At 38.9% G+C, this 17,897-nt stretch carries 14 protein-coding genes; 4 read left to right on the forward strand and 10 right to left on the reverse strand.

From position 1 onward, the window contains the following. Positions 1 to 196: 196 nt before the first annotated feature. From Q0465_RS08460 to Q0465_RS08480, 5 genes are all read right to left on the reverse strand, one after another. Positions 197 to 3,106: a hypothetical protein gene (locus tag Q0465_RS08460; protein WP_298615046.1), complete on the reverse strand. Its 2,910-nt coding sequence runs from the start codon at positions 3,104 to 3,106 to the stop codon at positions 197 to 199. Between the two features lie 934 nt (positions 3,107 to 4,040). After that, on the reverse strand, positions 4,041 to 5,162 hold the full coding sequence (locus Q0465_RS08465; RefSeq protein WP_298615048.1) for a metallophosphoesterase: 1,122 nt from the start codon (positions 5,160 to 5,162) through the stop codon (positions 4,041 to 4,043). A gap of 246 nt (positions 5,163 to 5,408) precedes the next feature. After that, the gene (locus tag Q0465_RS08470) at positions 5,409 to 6,059 is read right to left on the reverse strand and encodes a hypothetical protein (protein ID WP_298615051.1); all 651 of its coding nucleotides are present in this window, start codon (positions 6,057 to 6,059) and stop codon (positions 5,409 to 5,411) included. Positions 6,060 to 6,236: 177 nt separating this feature from the next. Continuing rightward, entirely contained in the window at positions 6,237 to 6,362 is a 126-nt protein-coding gene (locus Q0465_RS08475) for a hypothetical protein (protein WP_298615053.1), read from the reverse strand. Between the two features lie 471 nt (positions 6,363 to 6,833). Continuing rightward, entirely contained in the window at positions 6,834 to 7,601 is a 768-nt protein-coding gene (locus Q0465_RS08480) for an alpha/beta hydrolase-fold protein (protein ID WP_298615056.1), read from the reverse strand. Between the two features lie 671 nt (positions 7,602 to 8,272). On the opposite strand from Q0465_RS08480, the gene Q0465_RS08485 reads away from it, so the two are divergent. From Q0465_RS08485 to Q0465_RS08495, 3 genes are all read left to right on the forward strand, one after another. After that, positions 8,273 to 8,965 (forward strand): hypothetical protein, encoded by a 693-nt coding sequence (locus tag Q0465_RS08485; protein ID WP_298615058.1) that lies wholly within the window; start codon positions 8,273 to 8,275, stop codon positions 8,963 to 8,965. 89 nt (positions 8,966 to 9,054) lie between these two features. After that, on the forward strand, positions 9,055 to 10,053 hold the full coding sequence (locus Q0465_RS08490) for a GGGtGRT protein (protein ID WP_298615060.1): 999 nt from the start codon (positions 9,055 to 9,057) through the stop codon (positions 10,051 to 10,053). A 453-nt stretch (positions 10,054 to 10,506) separates the two neighbouring features. Next, complete coding sequence (locus Q0465_RS08495) at positions 10,507 to 11,304, forward strand: hypothetical protein (RefSeq protein WP_298615062.1); 798 nt, start codon at positions 10,507 to 10,509, stop codon at positions 11,302 to 11,304. Between the two features lie 359 nt (positions 11,305 to 11,663). Here Q0465_RS08495 and Q0465_RS08500 read toward each other — a convergent pair whose 3' ends face one another. Both Q0465_RS08500 and Q0465_RS08505 read right to left on the reverse strand, forming a co-directional pair. Then, on the reverse strand, positions 11,664 to 11,996 hold the full coding sequence (locus tag Q0465_RS08500) for a rhodanese-like domain-containing protein (protein ID WP_298615064.1): 333 nt from the start codon (positions 11,994 to 11,996) through the stop codon (positions 11,664 to 11,666). Positions 11,997 to 12,171: 175 nt separating this feature from the next. Then, positions 12,172 to 12,426 (reverse strand): GlsB/YeaQ/YmgE family stress response membrane protein, encoded by a 255-nt coding sequence (locus Q0465_RS08505; protein ID WP_298615067.1) that lies wholly within the window; start codon positions 12,424 to 12,426, stop codon positions 12,172 to 12,174. 247 nt (positions 12,427 to 12,673) lie between these two features. On the opposite strand from Q0465_RS08505, the gene Q0465_RS08510 reads away from it, so the two are divergent. After that, complete coding sequence (locus tag Q0465_RS08510) at positions 12,674 to 13,702, forward strand: endonuclease/exonuclease/phosphatase family protein (protein WP_298615444.1); 1,029 nt, start codon at positions 12,674 to 12,676, stop codon at positions 13,700 to 13,702. Positions 13,703 to 13,893: 191 nt separating this feature from the next. On the opposite strand, the gene ispG is transcribed toward Q0465_RS08510, so the two are convergent. From ispG to Q0465_RS08525, 3 genes are all read right to left on the reverse strand, one after another. Continuing rightward, positions 13,894 to 15,741 carry a (E)-4-hydroxy-3-methylbut-2-enyl-diphosphate synthase gene (gene ispG, locus Q0465_RS08515; protein WP_298615069.1) on the reverse strand — a complete coding sequence of 616 codons (1,848 nt, stop codon included), beginning with the start codon at positions 15,739 to 15,741 and terminating at the stop codon, positions 13,894 to 13,896. Positions 15,742 to 15,830: 89 nt separating this feature from the next. Then, the gene (locus tag Q0465_RS08520; RefSeq protein ID WP_298615071.1) at positions 15,831 to 17,738 is read right to left on the reverse strand and encodes a long-chain fatty acid--CoA ligase; all 1,908 of its coding nucleotides are present in this window, start codon (positions 17,736 to 17,738) and stop codon (positions 15,831 to 15,833) included. Beyond that, a complete protein-coding gene (locus tag Q0465_RS08525; RefSeq protein WP_298615074.1) occupies positions 17,699 to 17,890 on the reverse strand; it encodes a hypothetical protein in 192 nt (63 codons plus the stop codon). The genes Q0465_RS08520 and Q0465_RS08525 overlap by 40 nt, the downstream gene beginning before the upstream one ends. Positions 17,891 to 17,897: the final 7 nt, after the last annotated feature.

Below are 17,897 nucleotides of genomic sequence, written 5' to 3' on the forward strand. Positions count from 1 at the left end.
TAATTTTCAAAGCTAAATAAAATAATGAATGCCACAAAATCAAAAGGATTACAAAAATGTGAAATAAAAAAGGAAGCCAGATCTTCAGATTTTCAGTGATTTTCGTTTCAATACACTTAGCTGTTAATAAAAAGGGCTGTCTAAAATCAGACAGCCCTTAACCTTATGCGGACTATTTTTCAGGAAACAGTAACCATTATTTGGTTGCTGTCAGTACAACCGGAATACGGCATTGTACTTCAGAGAGATTAGCAAATGTAACCTTAGCAATAACCGTCAGGTTATAATCTTTCTTCAACTGAGCACCTTCGTTCTTCCAAGTGAACGTACCGGTAGCAGCGTCAACTTTCAAGATAGAACCTTGAGACATGTTATTCACCAATTCCTTATAATCGGCTCCGGTCTTATCAAATGAATATTCGACAGTCGGAACGGCAACTTTATAGTCGTTAGTAGCTTTATCACTCAAAACTAAAGCATTAGTTGCAGCATCATAACTATAGATATGGTCATTATCATTGTCAAGAACAAGTACCTGAGGCATTGTTTCTCCGGTGTTTTCTCCAATACCGTTACCGTATACACTCACCGTATTTGCATTTCCTGCTATAAACGGATTGACAAATACAATATTGTAATTGAAATTACATTCCTCACCGTTAACCAATACCGTCTTGTAAGTCATGTTCTTCACTTCAGAACCCTTTGTCATGGCTTTATCCAAAGCAACAGTAAAGTCTGCATTCATTACCTGATTTGCTCCCGGAGTTACGCCGGTAACACCTGACTTCCACTGGAATTGCAATGTCTTAACATTATTGATGGTATTGAAATAACCGAAAATGTTCTTGCCGCCAATCATTTCAAAATGTTCACTGACTACAGAAGACATTTCCCAAGAACCATTCAACTGTCCTTTTACTACAATACAATTGGAAGTACCTGAATAATTATCGTAATAATACAATGGATTATAGGTAAAGTTCTTACAATCTTCTCTTACATAGAATTCCTGTTTCAGTCTGAAATCTCCATAAACCATCTTATTATCAGACGGGATTATGATCTCAACGAGATATTTAGCACCCTTGCCATCTATATCCTTATACGTATTTTCGGTCCTGATAAGATTATTTATGCCCAACTGAATATTTGAAGTTGTCTGAGCTCCCTTATTCAACATTACACTGAAAATTATGCCAGGAATAGTAGCATTTCCCGTCATCCAGCTTTGATCAGCCGCTATTTGCTCATATAAAAGATTTATCTGCTGATTTGATTTATTAATAGTAGAAATTTTCAGGGTATACGTATCGCTAGCACCTCCGTAATAATTCCAGAAATTCTGAGAAGTCAGGCCCGTCAACCCATAAAGGCTATTATTGATATCTGTCCAAGGCATATTGACCACAAGAGTACCTGCTGCACTTACTGAATGATATTCATATTCCTTAACACCACTCATATTGACTGAATAATCCGGTTTCTCAACTCCAGGCTGAGGAGCTGTACGTTCGATTGACAATTTGATATAGGAAGAAGCAACCAGATATTTATTTTCACTACCGTTAGCTGTCAAATAAGCATCCACACGAACAACAGGTGTCCGTCCGATAGCCGGCGTCAGTCCGTTTTCCAAATTCTTTGCATTTACTTTTACAACACCATCGTTAATTTCAACAAACCACTGTTGATTGGTTTTTTGCTCATCATTAGCATTATATTCTGTTGGAAGGCTAAATTCGTAACTCATGCCAACAAATCCAAGTTTAGCTAAATACTCGTTCTTCATATTTGAATAGAGACCTACTTTCTCTTTTAAATCAATAGATCCATCATATTTGAAAGAAAAATTGGCCTCAGCATCCAATCCGACATATTGTTTAATAAAAGCATCATTTTCTTTTGCTCCTTTTATACTCTTCGTCCGCGTATAGAATTCCACTGCAGGACTCCCCACTACCGTTTTCACACTATCAGCCAGAATCACGTCAAGTGCAGAAGACGAAACATGAACATAATCAGAAGTAACCGCATTTTGTCCTACCCATACTTGCAGAGCTACAATATCATTTTTAGGTTCAGAACTCAATGCAGAAGGATCAATTGTTGCATATACGGAAGCGATACCTTTCTCAAAGGTTTTATCCTGAACAGAAAGCAAATCAAACTTATCATTAGCAGCAGCAGCCCGTGTAGAAACTCCGCGATTCAAGAACGTCGCAAATGTGAGATCGTCTACATAAGCATCTTCGGGATTCAGACGATAAAGCATATTTACAATATTCGATTTTTTCCAGTTCGATTGGGCTGTAAACACTTTTGTCGAAGCATTATATTTACTCTCATCCAAATAAGTAGTTAAATGATAAAATTCATCTGTAGTTGTCGGATAAGAAACGACAGAACTCATCACTTCAGGCACAAACAAAACCGATCCAAGCTGTTTACCAATATAAATAACCACTGTACTGGCTTCTCCCTTAACACCTGTCAAAGTTAACGTATTACCGTTGAGAATAGCGCTGATACCGGTTGCTCTCCAACTGATAGTTGTAGAGGATATATATTTACCGTCCTGATAAATATCAAAATAGCCAGTCTCCTGATTCGGCACATAATATTTGCCGTCCTTACCGTCCTGACCATCTTTACCATTCTGGCCGTCCTTACCGTCCTGACCATCTTTACCATCATTGCCGTCTTTACCGTTCTGGCCGTCTTTACCGTTTTTACCATCCACTCCAACAGCCTTATACTGGGTTTTTACGCCGTCTTTATACCAATAACCGTCCTGACCGATTGTCCAGGCGACACTTTTGCCATCCTGACCGTTCTGACCATCTTTACCATTTGTAATGGTATAAGTTTTGTTATTGCTCATCAAAATGGAGATCCCATCCTCCGTATTGGTAATCGATTTGATAAAATAACCGCTATCAATCAGTCCTTGTAATTCAGAGATTGTCACGTTAATGTCGTCAATCTGCCTCTGCAAATTATCAATATCGTCGTCGTAATTACAAGCAACGAATGTAGGACTTGCGACCCCAAAAAATAAAGCACCTGCCAGTGCAATACTTATAAATTTCCGTTTTTTGTTCATAATAATAAAGTTATATTAAGTAATTAAATTCAAGTCACGCTTTCCCCCGTAACTTTCGAGTTCTAAGTTTTAATATGAATTTTTGTATTTCCTGTATTCTTCTACCCTAATCCGGAGGTATAAGAAATCGTAAAAATTTGTTTTTCATTCTAGTAATTATTAAATTGTATATCCTTACTCATAAAAAACATATTATACCTTTCATGTCCTTTTTTTAAAGGCATAAACTTCCTCTAAAAACGAACCTTTAAAAAGGCGTTTAATAAGTTGATAATAAACGAATTAATTAAATTTGAAATTGACCATTTAAGGGGAAAGTAAAGAAGAAATAAAAATACAAACAACTAATAATCAAAAAGTTACATTTATAGGCGTATATTGGAAATAAAATTTTTCTCTTTGTTTTCTATAAACAGAAGTGATTATTATTCTCGAAGCAGAAAATGTGATTTTATAATAATATTTTATAAATAAATATAAAAAGCTTTTTTTTAAAGCTCTCATAGAAAATTCAAAAATAAAAAGAAGAAAGTGATTATAATTAATTATCTGAAAATAAGGAAGATAAAAGCGATCAAAACTTTTTCTTCCTACAATTATATTTTTATTATATTTTTTTGGAACCGAATAAATACTTATAAAAAAATAACTGAATGCTTTTTTTTATAAATAATATCCGTATATTTGCACAAAATAAATGTTCGTTTTTTTTAATTTTTGTTTAAGGCATTTTTCTTCCAATCTGATAAAATTTCATCCAAACTTTATTGATCAATATTTTCCTAATTTCCTTAATAAGTATAAACCCGGTTTTAATTGTATTTTTTCTTTTTGGAGAATCAAATAAATTACAAATTTATCGCAGTTGAAATATATAAGAATATATATCAATCATTAATTATAAATTTCCGGATGCAAATTTATCTGTTATTGTTTAAGGAATAAGGGGTTTCAATTTACCTGAATCGTAAAGCACAGAAACTTTCTCTTTCTCAATAAGTATACCCCTTCCTCTCTCTTTCTTTTTGTTTTTCGCATTATCGACATTTACAGCTACTACACGCTTGTTATAAAAAGTAGTGACATCGTCAAAAATAGTATGACCCACTATCACTCTTTTTACTTTGTATTTCCGGAATAATTGCTTTAAAGATTTTTCCGGCAATGGACGGTAACGATCTTCACTTTTCACCATTCCTCTATACCAAAAAGGGCCATAACTTCCGAAAATGAAAGCCGATAAATCCGAATTGTTTTTACGTTGTTCCCGGTTCAAAAAAAGATTACCGCCTGCTGTTTCATTGATGGCAGATAAAGGCTCTTTCCTTTTTAAAAAATCAGTACTTAAACCGGCATGTACAAAAAAATTATCTCCAATGATCTGAACCAGATTCCGGCTTTCCAGCCACCTCCCCAATTCAGAATTTTGCCTCCAGAGTTCCTCATAAGAAAGTCCTAATTGTTTTGCCAGCTCTTTATATTTGTCTTTGGTATATCTGCAATCGCCCCTCAACACCATTTCCTCGTGGTTACCCAGCATAAAACTCACCCGTCCGCCAGTCTTCTCCGCCTCCTGTTCCAATTTATAAATCAGCCAAAAGATAGGTAATACATCTTCTCCCCGGTCAAACACATCCCCAATAATGACTAACTGATTTTTTCCAAACTTCCATGTGTAACGCTCATCTATCACTCCCCCTCCTTTTAAAATAGATACAAAACAATCCAGGTTCCCGTGAGGATCAGAAATGACCATTACTTTTTCCGGTTGGGATATTTTATACGGCTGGCGTTTAAAAGGATGTAATTGTACGTCGAACCGGTGTTTTCCATCCTGGGATACAACCGGAAACGAAAAATCAGCCGGGACAACTTTGTAGACCGTGTCTTTCAATGCTCCGGCCTCATCCACCCGAATCATACGCAACCCCTCATTTTGCTCGTGCAGGAGATAAGGCCCGTCAGTCAATAACTTTTTCTTTTCGGTAGTTCCGGCTAAAGTAATTTGAAAAACAATTACCAGCAATGTTAAAAGAAATCCATACTTTTTTTTCATTTCAGATCCGATTATAAATTCAATAGTTGCATAACGTTAGTTGGCTAAAATAAAGATTTTTGAAGGGAATATACCTTTTTACCTCATTTTTAAGAATAGTTTAAGTTTTTCTTCTGATGAATCAGATCGGACAAAAACGAAGAGAAAAACAGAAAATACCCTTTTCTTTCTGTGGATATTTTATACTAATCCCGGACATTCTCTACTGAATATCCGGGATGATCTACTCTCCTTTCCGGGAGAGGACTATGCGACTCTACCCTCCTGAAAAGCAGATTCTATTAAAGATGCTGTCAGAGACAAACCGACCCGGCCCAGGGAAATGGTATAACCGGTTTTAGTCTTCCCGCAATATCCCGGTACAACAGCCACTCCTTCCAACTGTCCGAACTCCCGGCGAACAGCCTGACAGCTCTCTTCCCACTCTATTTCAGGAGCCCCGAAATTACTATTGGTCACAATAAAATTCCGGGAATCTTTCCAAAGCGCTTTTCCGAATAATTTGCTAAACAGTAAAGAAGCTAAAATATCCCCTTTAGCTAAAATATAATCCTTCATCGCTAAAGAAGCCTCTTTTACGGGAGCAACATGATGCAAAATTTCATATAATTCCACCAAATGCGACTCCATCTCTTCCTGATATTCTTTCAACCGATTTCCGGCAAGTAAAGACATTGCTACATCAGTATGCAGCTTTCTAAGTCCGGCAAACTCTTCTTCAAAACCGGAACCTTTCTTTAAACTTTGAGAATACAAAGCCCGCAAACGGGGCATAACCCCTTTTAAAGCAGAAACAACTACGATACAGGGCCTATTTTCCTGAATTCTATTTTTAACAGCAACCAATCCTTCCGGATCTTGCATAACTGCACCTTTATATTTATATACAGTAATCATAATAATTAAATTGAAATTAAACATTTTATAAAACCGGTAAAACCACACCTATACTGATTCCTACAGACAGCTTTTTACCTTAAACTTCTGAATTTACGATGAAGAGATAATAAAAATTTCCGGATGCCAACTTCCGGTACCTGGATCGGAATAATATAATATTGGCTATATGACAGATTATACCCCCAAAGGGGTTGTCGTTGTAGTAAGAGTCACGAATGCATCAGGAGAGGCCATAACCATCCCATATTGTCCCTGAATAAACAATATTCCTGCGACTCTATGTTCCTCTCTGTATTTCATGACATTCAAAATTAAAATAAACCCTTCAAAAAAGCAATAGCCATAAAAGAATTCTTCCCAAATCAATGGATATTTAACATTTCCGCATCCAAGTTCTGCCTATCCATCGGGTTTCCCGGACATTTTATTACGAAACAGGGATTGAAAATTTTTAGCTACCCCTAAAATATCAGACCTACCGGAATAATAAGGGAAGTTCTCATACCATACCTGAATCTTTTATAACTATTTATTTACAATATTCTAAAAAGTTTTTTTCTCTTTTTAAAAGCAGATAAGAATTATAGTGAATGCCTCTCTTAACAAACCGCATTTTAAAGCCTCCGAAACAAAGTTTATAATTTTATTCCGAAGAATTCCCCACAGCTGAGTTGTTCTTTCCCCTTTATTTTATTTTGATCTCCGATCCTAATACAAGCAGAGCAAAGTTTCCAATAAAAAATCACCCTGTACCTTCTCAGCTGATATGTATCAAAGCAATTCTGTCAGGGTACTACAGAAAAAAAATAACCATTTTCCCCTTTCATGTCCCCCTTCATAAGGTTGTACAAATACACCATCCCCTTTATATTTTTGCATTTTTTTGCTCAGATCTTCCAAATTGATTCCGAAAGGAAAAACCAATTCTTCATCTCCGTACGCGACATAAAGTCTGGATTGAGTATTATATTTAAAATCGTTTGCCTGAGTACTTACCGGAGACAGACAGATATAGCTGGTAAACATAGGTTCTTTCTGACTGTACAGAATCAGCCCGAAATCACCACCATTGGAGCAACCGTAAAACACGAAAGGAGTATGTATTTTAATACGGTATTTAGCCAAAACCTTTTCCACTAGTTCTTTTGTAAAAAACCGATAGTGATTATTGAAATAGGTCTGTGCTACTTTATTTTTCTTTTCTGGTCTCAAATATTCCAGGTTTCTGACCGTTACGCCACATGCAGGAGTTTCATCGGAATAGGCTCCAATCAATACAAAAGGTTCTGTCAGTTTATTCCTGATAAGGGAATCCAGTACCGGAGCGTAATTTCCTTCCACTATAAGCTGTCCGTCCGTTGCAATAATCGCCGGATATTCTCTTTGAGAATCAAATTGTGGCGGCAAATAAAGGCAAAATTTCCGCACTTGCTTTAAATTCTGACTTTCAATGGAATCAATAATTATAGGAGACACTGACTCCTGAGCCGACACAAACAGATTCACACAACAGAATAACAGAATTACAATCAGTTTCATATTCGCTGAATTATCGTTTTTATTTAATTCGGACTTCCTGAGTATTTAAATTTACATCAGCCTATTCCCAACCGGACAAACTTTTTTCCACAGTTCCGAATACAAAGAAATAAAACAAAGCCCGATTGGATATTTTGTCCTTTCCCTATTCCACTTTCTATTTCCGCATTCATTCTCTTTACTTTGCTTATTCATAGAGAGAGAATCTTTTTGTAAAAGTAAATAATTAATCGGAGAAGCAAGATAAAGTTAACTTTTTATTCATCAGCGAACGCAAATAAGTGTGGACAAGCCGGAAGAAAAACCTCCCCTTTTACATTCGGGTATTTTGACATTCCATACTATTTTCTCAGACCCGGACAGAGGAAAAACGAACGAAAGAAAATGCATCCTTCGTCAATAAGGTATCCTTTAGGATATTTTCTTCCGGTACAGAAATAAAAATCTGACCAAAGAAAAAAATCTTTTGCGATTTCATCTGACTATCCTATAAATTAGGCCGTTTTTTCATTTTTTATATAGAATCTGATATTTGTTATAATTTTTTGCAAACGTATGCATAATTTTATCTCAATTTATTTATTTTTTATATCAAACAAACCCGTATCTTTGCCGGGTATGTATGTGCAAAAGTGATGTGTAACAATATATTAATCAATAAAAGCTAGAGTATGATTTATTCACAGGAAGTACAACACATGTGTGTTGTGAAGAAAGGACCGAATCACGGTCCGGCTCCTATTCCCGAAGAAGGGAAATGGGTGCGCTCCAAAGAAATCAAAGACATTTCGGGTTTAACGCATGGAATTGGTTGGTGTGCTCCTCAGCAAGGTGCATGTAAATTGACACTGAACATTAAAGACGGCATCATCGAAGAAGCTTTGGTAGAAACGATCGGTTGTTCAGGCATGACTCATTCTGCCGCAATGGCTTCAGAGATCCTCCCGGGAAAAACATTATTGGAAGCTTTGAATACGGATTTGGTTTGTGATGCAATCAACACCGCTATGCGTGAATTATTTCTGCAAATTGTTTACGGACGCACACAGAGCGCCTTTTCTGAAGGAGGATTGCCTATTGGTGCCAGTCTGGAAGATTTAGGTAAAGGATTACGGAGTCAGGTCGGTACGATGTTCGGTACCAAAGCCAAAGGAACCCGTTATCTGGAAATGGCTGAAGGTTATGTAACCCGTATGGGGCTGGATGAAGAAGGAGAAGTTATTGGATATGAATTCATTCATCTAGGTAAGTTCACCGATTTCTTGAAAAAAGGGATTGCTCCTCAGGAAGCGTTGGATAAAGCAAAAGGAACTTATGGCCGTTTCGCAGAAGCTGCTAAATATATCGACCCTCGTCACGAATAAAAAGAAATAGTAAATTGTGAATTTTAGATTATAAATCGTCCTTGAAAAAGAAATCCGGTTTAAAATTTAAAATCTAAAATCTAAAAAATATGGCATTATTTGAAAGTTACGACCGTCGGATTAATCAGATTAACGCGGTTTTAAATAGCTACGGCATCAAAGATATTGAAGAAGCAAAAGCAATCTGCGATGCAAAAGGAATCAATCCTTATGATATTTGTGAAAAAACACAGCCGATTTGTTTCGAAAATGCAAAATGGGCTTACGTAGTAGGTGCTGCAATTGCTATAAAAAAAGGATGTGTAAAAGCTGCCGATGCTGCTGAAGCAATCGGAGAAGGTTTACAGGCATTTTGTATCCCGGGTTCAGTAGCAGCTGACCGAAAAGTAGGTCTGGGGCACGGCAATCTGGCAGCCATGTTATTGCGGGAAGAAACCGGATGTTTCGCTTTCCTGGCCGGACACGAATCTTTTGCTGCTGCAGAAGGAGCCATCGGCATTGCCAAATCGGCCAATAAAGTACGTAAACAACCTTTACAGGTTATTCTGAATGGCTTAGGAAAAGACGCCGCCATGATCATCTCCCGTATTAACGGCTTTACTTATGTACAAACTCAATTCGATTACTATACAGGCGAATTAAAAATAGTGCAAGAAAAAGCTTATTCCAATGGCGAGCGGGCAAAAGTCCGTTGTTACGGTGCAGATGATGTACGGGAAGGTGTTGCCATTATGCGCCACGAAGGAGTAGATGTGTCCATCACCGGTAATTCCACAAATCCGACCCGTTTCCAGCACCCGGTAGCCGGTACTTACAAAAAAGAATGTATGGAAACCGGAAAGAAATATTTTTCTGTGGCTTCAGGAGGGGGTACAGGACGTACATTACATCCGGATAATATGGCAGCCGGTCCCGCTTCATACGGTTTTACGGATACCTTGGGCCGTATGCACGGGGATGCCCAATTCGCAGGCTCTTCTTCCGTACCAGCTCATGTAGAAATGATGGGCTTCCTGGGAATGGGAAACAATCCCATGGTCGGCGCCACGGTCGCTGTAGCCGTTGCTGTCGAAGAAGCAAGTAAATAATAAAAATAGACTTCCTATAGAAGGTTGCCCGGAAAATCCGGGCAACCTTTTTTCATTTTCAAAGCCCTTATCTTTATTTGTACAGAAACCGTATCTACCGATGACAAATAGGTTCCTTCCCTAAAAAAACGTCTGAAAAATCAGAACAGGAAATAGAAGGAAAACTGATCATCCGAATGTGGGAATCCGGCATGTCTGTATAACAAACAATCCTAAAATCCAGATAAGTAACCCTGATAAATATTATTTACTTATTGCCCCCCCTGTTTACACGGTACGTCGTTTGGAACTGCCGTATCTTTACTGATAGCAAAATAAAGGAACAGAGAAAAAGCAACAAAAAGAAAAATTTTTATCCGTTTAGTGGTAATATAAATTTTTTAAATAAAACATAAAATTATTTTTATTTTAATATTTCTTAATTATTTTTGTTTAAATAAAGGATTGAAATATATGAAAACTTTTATTGGTTTAAGCTTGCATATACTTTTTTTTATATCCTATGCAGTTCAGGCACAGGATACTACTTTTATACAAATGTCCGATACTTTACGCCAAACCGGCAATTCTGAAAAAAATGATCCGGAATATTATAACTGGAGAGGTGCAAATCCGGACGAAGCATCCTCTTCTGCATTCAAATCCAAACAAAATTATTTAAAAAAACCCGTTTTCCGGCTCGCCATTAACGGAGGACTGGGATATCGGATCGGTAAAACCCCTGAAGGAAATTCAGAATTAAAAGGTTTTATCAATGATTCACGCCTGGGTGGACGATTTGGAATCGACTTACATTTTTTCCTGCAACGGAAACTTGCTTTGGGTATAGAATATTACTTTTTTAATCCTAAAAATTCAGGAACGGTCAACAATGTTTATATAAAAGACAATACTAAAATCCAGTATGTCGGTCCTTCATTCGCTGCCCGTATACCGACCTCTTTCCGGAGAAATGCTTTTATATTTAGCTGTTCTATTGGTTATGGAAGTTTTAAAGAAGTAACAGAGGAAAAGAATAATAAAGCAACTCTTACAGGAGCGTGTCTGGCCAGTACAATTTCGTTTGGTTACGATTTTGCTCTTTCCGATAGATTGGCTTTAGGCTTTAAAATGAGTATTCTCGTCGGTAATATACATAACTTCACGTATAAAGACTCCTCCGGAGGAACGACGAAATATACGCTGGATGTTGAGGAAGGGGAAAATATATCCAGTGTAAATTTATCTGTAGGTCTTCGTATAGTACGTTAAAGATCTGACTTTGAGCTGAAAAGATCATTTAAAAACCGGGATTGAAAATCAGTCTTACAGGCTGTCTCTGAATCATCAAAAATTCCTTTTATTCGGAACAGAGAGGGTTCAATGGAAACAGACCGGTATTTTCCAGCGAACAGGATTAACATGCCTGACCTGAATCTTTTTAATGAAGCCAAAAGCCCGTTCGTCAGTAAAACGCCTGATTAGCCTGAACCAAATCCGATAGGTCATTCCTCATCAAAAAACGAAAACATTCGGATAATTCAGTTTTCAGAGCAACACGGCTTCATTTGTCAAATCCTTATTTGTCATTTTAAAGCAAGGATTTTACCGGCATTTTTCTTTTTGCCAACTTAAAAATCCTGATCTAAATTGTATATCCAAAATCCTTTTTCGGCCAGTTTTCCAATAGCCCTCCGGCCGCATACTCCGATCCGGCAATGTATGGCAACGGGACGATCCGGTTTAAGCATCTCTATATTTTTTTCAAAATCCGTATCTCTTACCTCTATATTCAGAGCCCCCTCTATATGTCCCTCCGCAAACTCTGCAGGAATCCGGACAACCACTAATTGCACTGTCGTATCCATCAGCATTTTTCGGAAATCACTGATAGACAAATTTTGAAAAAATATTGAATCCGGAACGGAAACAAAACCTGCAGGAAAAGCATAACTTTTATCCATACAGAGCACAATCAGAACGAAGAGTATGATCCTTTTTTTTCATAGATAGAACATTAGGAAGCAAAAATACATATCTTTTTTAAAAACCTGTATTTTTTCTTCCTATTCTCCCAACATAAAAGTCCGGCCAAATTTTATCCCATAGACAACCGATCTTACATCTGTTTTCCGATTTTCATTCCCGCCGTTTAGGACTAACCAGAGAAACAAACCAAAGTAAAATAATAGCTCCTACAACAGAAATAATCAGGCTACCTATTATACCGCCCGTGGATTCTATACCGACCAGGCTGAACAACCATCCCCCCAATACGCCTCCGATAATTCCAACGATCATGTTTACAATTAAACCATAACCACTGCCTTTCATAATCTTTCCGGCAATCCAACCGGCAAGAATTCCAATGATAATATACCAAATGAACATCATATCACTTCTGTATTAAATTATTAAACATATTCTCTCTGCTTATTTAAACTCATATTTCACCAAAATAGTTTGGGGAATTATCCTTTTTTACCACTCTATTTCTTTTTTGACAGATGCTTTTAACATGCAGAATATTTTATTCTGTTTTCTTTAAAAAAATTATAATGTGTACTTTTGTCTATCAGTTACCATTTACCCTAAAATCAAAAAATATAACTTATCAGGTTTAATTATAATTATCATGAAAATCAAAAAGGCATCCGTTTTATGGCTATTTATTTGTATCAGCTGCTGTTTTTCCTGTCAACAAGCAAACACATTTAAAGTACTTCAGTTTAATATCTGGCAAGAAGGAGCAGTAGTAGACAAAGGTTTTGATGCCGTTGCCGATGAAATTGCACGAACTCAGGCAGATTTCGTAACTTTAAGTGAAGTACGGAATTACCATCATACCCGTTTTTGTGACCGGATTGTAGAAGCCTTAAAGCAAAGAGGAGAAACATACTACTCTTTTTACTCTGAAGATTCCGGATTGCTAAGCCGTTACCCGATTACAGACAGTATCACTGTTTATCCGTTAAAAGACGACCGGGGAAGTATTTACAAAGGCCTCACCCATATAGGAAATACGGAAGTCGCCCTTTATACTGCTCATCTGGATTACCGGAACTGTGCTTATTACGATGTACGCGGCTATAACGGAAATACTTGGGAAAAGGAAGAACCGGTAACGGATACCGATTCGGTACTTTATCTGAACCGTCTTTCCGTACGGGATGACGCTATCGCTTGTTTTCTCCGGGAAGCAGCCAAAGACCAGGCTGCCGGGCGTATCGTGATATTGGGCGGAGATTTCAATGAGCCTTCACACCTCGACTGGACGGAGGCAACTAAAAACATTCGCGACCATCAGGGACTCGTGATTCCCTGGGATGTTTCCCTTATGCTGGAAAAAGCCGGTTACAAGGACGCTTACCGCGAAATCTATCCGAATCCCCTCACTCACCCTGGATTTACATGCCCCGCCGACTGTAAAGATATAGCTTTGAAAAAATTAGTCTGGTCTCCGGAAGCAGACGACCGGGATCGGATTGATTTTATCATGTACGCCCCCTTCAAAGGTTTATCCCTGACAGACGTCATCCTGATCGGTCCGGAAGGAGATATTCTCCGGGGAGAACGCATTACAGAAACGACATCTGATCCGATCCGGAAACCTTTAGGCATATGGCCGACCGACCATAAAGCTGTTCTGGCAACTTTCCGGTTGCAATAAACGGTTCGGATGTTCAGACATCAGTTAAAAGCTTCCGTTCCGAAAAAAACATGAACGCTTCGCCGAGGAATAAAACTTCAGCTCTAAGGAAAAGAGAAACAGGTTTTTTCCTCCCCCGGCGAAGCACGGTCAGTTTTATCGGATCGTTTCTACTCTTTTATTCCCTTTTATAAAGGAGAAACGCCCTGTTTTTACCGTTCACACCAATCTCCGTTTTCCCGTATCAACTGTTCCAGAGCAGCTATAGCCTCCTGTTCAGGAACTGCTGTCCGGACAATCTGTTTTCCTTTATAGAGATTGACTTTGCCATTTCCGGCCCCGACATATCCATAATCCGCATCTCCCATTTCCCCCGGACCATTTACAACACATCCCATGACAGCAATTTTTAATTTCTCCAAATGAGAAAAAGCCTGTTTTACTTTTGCAACAGCATCTTCTAAATTGAAAAGCGTACGCCCGCAACCGGGACAACTCACAAACTCCGTTTTATAACGCCTCAGTCCTGCCGATTGCAAGATAGTACGGCTTAAATTTAAAGCAAAAGGTATATCTTGTTCCTGAACGGCTGAAATCCACAACCCATACGGTAAACGATCGATAAACAGTCCTCCCGCATGCGCTGCAATCTGAAGGGCTTTCCGCTCCTGACTGCCGGTCTTCAGCTCTGTTTTCAATATATAGTTTACTTCCGTCTCTTGTAAAAGCGACCCCATTTCACACCAAAGATGATAATCCGGATCGGAAAGGGATAAAACGACAAAAACCTCTTTTTTCTGCCGGAGCTTTGCTATAAATTCCGCATCGATTTCCTCTTTTTTCCTCACTTCAACAAAAACAGGTTCTTCCTCTGCTGAATAATTTCCTTGCATAAACTCCTCTTTCCCCAAGAGAGGACAAGCTCTCCTATGATACACTTGCGCCATGTCCAAATTCTGAAAAGGTACTATGATTCGCAACGTAGACGGCAATTTTGTCAATTCAGGTCCCAGAGCTTCTGTATATATCATCTCCGGTGCTTTAATACCAGCCGTTAAACGCATCCCTAAAACAGGATCAGCCTTTTTATTCTCATAAAAATCCAATTGCCGGATCACCTTTTCGTCTAAAATACGGGCAGCTGAAATATCCGCTACAATGACAGGCCTTGTACACCGTTCTTTACCCTGTTTCCGGAAAGGATCGTAAACAGGACGGCAGACATCAACCAAAATACGGGCAACCGGAATTTCCTGTTCTGGGGCTTCTGTCAAAGATACCCGGATTGTATCTCCTATTCCTTCATTCAGCAAACACCCGATCCCGACAGCAGAACGTATGCGCCCGTCCTCACCTTCCCCTGCTTCAGTTACGCCCAGATGAAGAGGATATTGCATGCCGGCTTTTTCCATTTCCCGCACCAATAAACGCACAGCTTCCACCATTACCCGGCAATCACTGGATTTCAAGGAGATAACGACATCGTCAAAACCGACTTCCTGACATATCCTCAAATATTCCATAGTCGCTTCCACCATCCCCGCAGGTGTATTTCCATACCGGCTCATAATCCGGTCTGACAAAGAGCCGTGATTGGTTCCGATACGCACAGCCGTATGATTCCGGCGGCATTCAGTCAAAAATTCCGTAAACTTCTCTTTTAACGCCTTCAATTCCGCTGCATATTCATCCGCCGTATAAACTAGATTCCGGAAAGTAGCCCGCTTATCGGCAAAATTTCCGGGATTAATCCTCACCTTCTCTACATAACGGGCAGCTACAAGAGCTGCAGCAGGACTAAAATGAATATCTGCAGAGAGAGGAGTCGTATAGGACCGTTCCCGCAAAGCCGTCCGGATGTTTTTCAGGTTCTCAGCCTCTTTCACCCCCGGAGCTGTAATCCGTACCAACTGTCCTCCCGCTTCTATAATCCGAATCGCTTGTTCCACACAAGCCTCTGTATTCAAAGTGGAAGTATTCAGCATAGACTGTATCAATACAGGCTGCTCAGACGAAAGCACGGCATTCCCAATGGTCACTGATTTTGTTTTACGGCGCATCTCTTTTCTTTAAAATGATAAATTGTTCGATAATATAAATTATTCTTTCTCTCTTCCCTCAAAACATTCCTTCCCCGATAGGAGGAAATTCAATTCTCCATATACTTCCGTATGTTTTGTGTATTCTTTACATTAAAAATATCTTTCCCTTCCAAAGTATAGGCATGTTCCAGCTCCGTCTTATACAATTCGGTAACCCGCCGGCGTACGACTTTAGAAGTAGAGTTAATCGTTCCGTTTTTCTCATTTAACATTTCAGGCAAAATAGCAACCACTGCCGGGAGCCACCTTTCCGGAAAAAGTCCCGCAAACTTGCCCCCGTACCGGAATCCCATCAGCTCCTCATGCAGTTTGGCCAACATCAGTTTATATCCTTCTACCGAGCCCCCCTCCACATGTCTCTGCTGTATATATTCTTTTAAAGCCATCTTATTCGGAGCTATTAAGCCTACCGTATAAAGAGACTGATCATTATAAAGAATACAATAATCAATGAATTTTGACTTTTCCACAATGGCTTCTTCAATCCCTTCCGGACTATATTTCTCACCATCGTTCGCAATCAGCAAAGATTTAAAACGCCCTAATACCGTCAAAAAGCCTTCCGGATCTATATAACCCAAATCTCCCGTATAAAGCCAACCGTCCCGGATTACTTCCCCTGTAGACCTTTCATTCTTCCAATAACCCCGCATTACATTCCCCCCTTTTATCACAATCTCTCCTGCTTCCCCAACAGCTAACTCCTTTCCCTCTTCATTACAAATTTTCAAATCCATCGGCTGCACAGGCATTCCTGAAGATCCCAAACGGTATCTCCCCGGCGTATTGGAACTAATGACGGGAGCAGCCTCAGACAAACCATATCCTTGATACATCGGAATACCAAGAGCACAGTAATACTTTTGCAACTCGATGTCCAGCAAGGCTCCCCCACCGATAAAAAAACGAAGTTCCCCGCCAAACGACTGACGTATTTTAGAAAATAATACCCGATCAAACATGTAAAAAAGAGGAAATGCTAGACACTTCACTCCCTTTTTTGCAAAATTTTCCTTTCCCTGGAACCAACACGCAAACTTCAGTCCCCAGGTATATATCCTCTCCGTAAGCCGTCCCTGCCGACGAATCCTGGCTTCAATATTTTTTCTGAAGTTCTTTGCAATAGCCGGCACACTGAGCAAAACATGAGGCCTTATCTCTTTCATACTCACAGGTATATTGCGAAGAAATTCCAAAGGAGAATTTCCGAAATCAACTGCCGCCACAGAAGCTCCGTTATACATAAAAGAATATATCCCAACGGTATGAGCAAAACTATGATCCCAAGGCAAAAAAAGCAAACCCCTGTAATATTCCGGTATCCGAATGAGAGAATCGGCTTGCAAAACATTACATACATAATTTGCATGGGAAAGCATAATACCCTTCGGTTCCGCAGTGGTACCTGAAGTATAGGAAATATTGGCAAGATCTTCACCCCGGATTGTCTTTTCTACCCCCTCCAGACATTCCGGATATATATTTAATTGTCGTCTCCCTTTTTCCAGCAGCCGGGCAAAAGAAATATACAAATCCGCTATTTCTCCCGTATAACCAAATACGAAAACAGTCTTCACAAATTTTAACTGCCCAATGATATTCCGGATGCTGCTCTGATAATAAGAAGAAACAAAAACGTACTGCGCTTCAGAATGATTTAAACGAAATATCAATTCCTGCTCCGTCAAGCGAATACTTAAAGGCACGCTTATTCCTCCGGCATATAAAATTCCCAGCTCGCTACATACCCAGTCGCTACAGCCTTCACTCAACAATGCAACCCGATCCCCCTTTTTTAACCCGATAGCTACCAACCCCGCAGCAATATCCTTCACCCGGGATTTTGTCTGAGAATAAGTTATCGCCTCATACTTTCCTTTCCTTTTTTCCCATAAATAAGGATTATCCGGAAATTTCACACAACTCCGCTCAAATAAATCAATAATTGTATCCATCCTCCCATAATAATTCCCACAAAGTTACAAAGATTTCCGGAAGCAAAAAATAAGTTGAACTCCTGAATTTTTACAGCTATTTTAGAAGCTTTAACCCTTCTTTTTAGCTTCTCTGTAACCTTGTCCCTTTTTACCCGTATAAATTGATCCACCTATTAA

The organism is uncultured Odoribacter sp. (assembly GCF_937966165.1).
Classification (GTDB): domain Bacteria; phylum Bacteroidota; class Bacteroidia; order Bacteroidales; family Marinifilaceae; genus Culturomica.

Bases quoted from the DNA above. Each gene is read 5' to 3' on its own strand.
- Q0465_RS08460 (WP_298615046.1), bottom strand. From the start codon at position 3,106: ATGAACAAAAAACGGAAATTTATAAGTATTGCACTGGCAGGTGCTTTA.
- Q0465_RS08465 (WP_298615048.1), bottom strand. From the start codon at position 5,162: ATGAAAAAAAAGTATGGATTTCTTTTAACATTGCTGGTAATTGTTTTT.
- Q0465_RS08470 (WP_298615051.1), bottom strand. From the start codon at position 6,059: ATGATTACTGTATATAAATATAAAGGTGCAGTTATGCAAGATCCGGAA.
- Q0465_RS08475 (WP_298615053.1), bottom strand. From the start codon at position 6,362: ATGAAATACAGAGAGGAACATAGAGTCGCAGGAATATTGTTTATTCAG.
- Q0465_RS08480 (WP_298615056.1), bottom strand. From the start codon at position 7,601: ATGAAACTGATTGTAATTCTGTTATTCTGTTGTGTGAATCTGTTTGTG.
- Q0465_RS08485 (WP_298615058.1), top strand. From the start codon at position 8,273: ATGATTTATTCACAGGAAGTACAACACATGTGTGTTGTGAAGAAAGGA.
- Q0465_RS08490 (WP_298615060.1), top strand. From the start codon at position 9,055: ATGGCATTATTTGAAAGTTACGACCGTCGGATTAATCAGATTAACGCG.
- Q0465_RS08495 (WP_298615062.1), top strand. From the start codon at position 10,507: ATGAAAACTTTTATTGGTTTAAGCTTGCATATACTTTTTTTTATATCC.
- Q0465_RS08500 (WP_298615064.1), bottom strand. From the start codon at position 11,996: ATGGATAAAAGTTATGCTTTTCCTGCAGGTTTTGTTTCCGTTCCGGAT.
- Q0465_RS08505 (WP_298615067.1), bottom strand. From the start codon at position 12,426: ATGATGTTCATTTGGTATATTATCATTGGAATTCTTGCCGGTTGGATT.
- ispG (WP_298615069.1), bottom strand. From the start codon at position 15,741: ATGCGCCGTAAAACAAAATCAGTGACCATTGGGAATGCCGTGCTTTCG.
- Q0465_RS08520 (WP_298615071.1), bottom strand. From the start codon at position 17,738: ATGGATACAATTATTGATTTATTTGAGCGGAGTTGTGTGAAATTTCCG.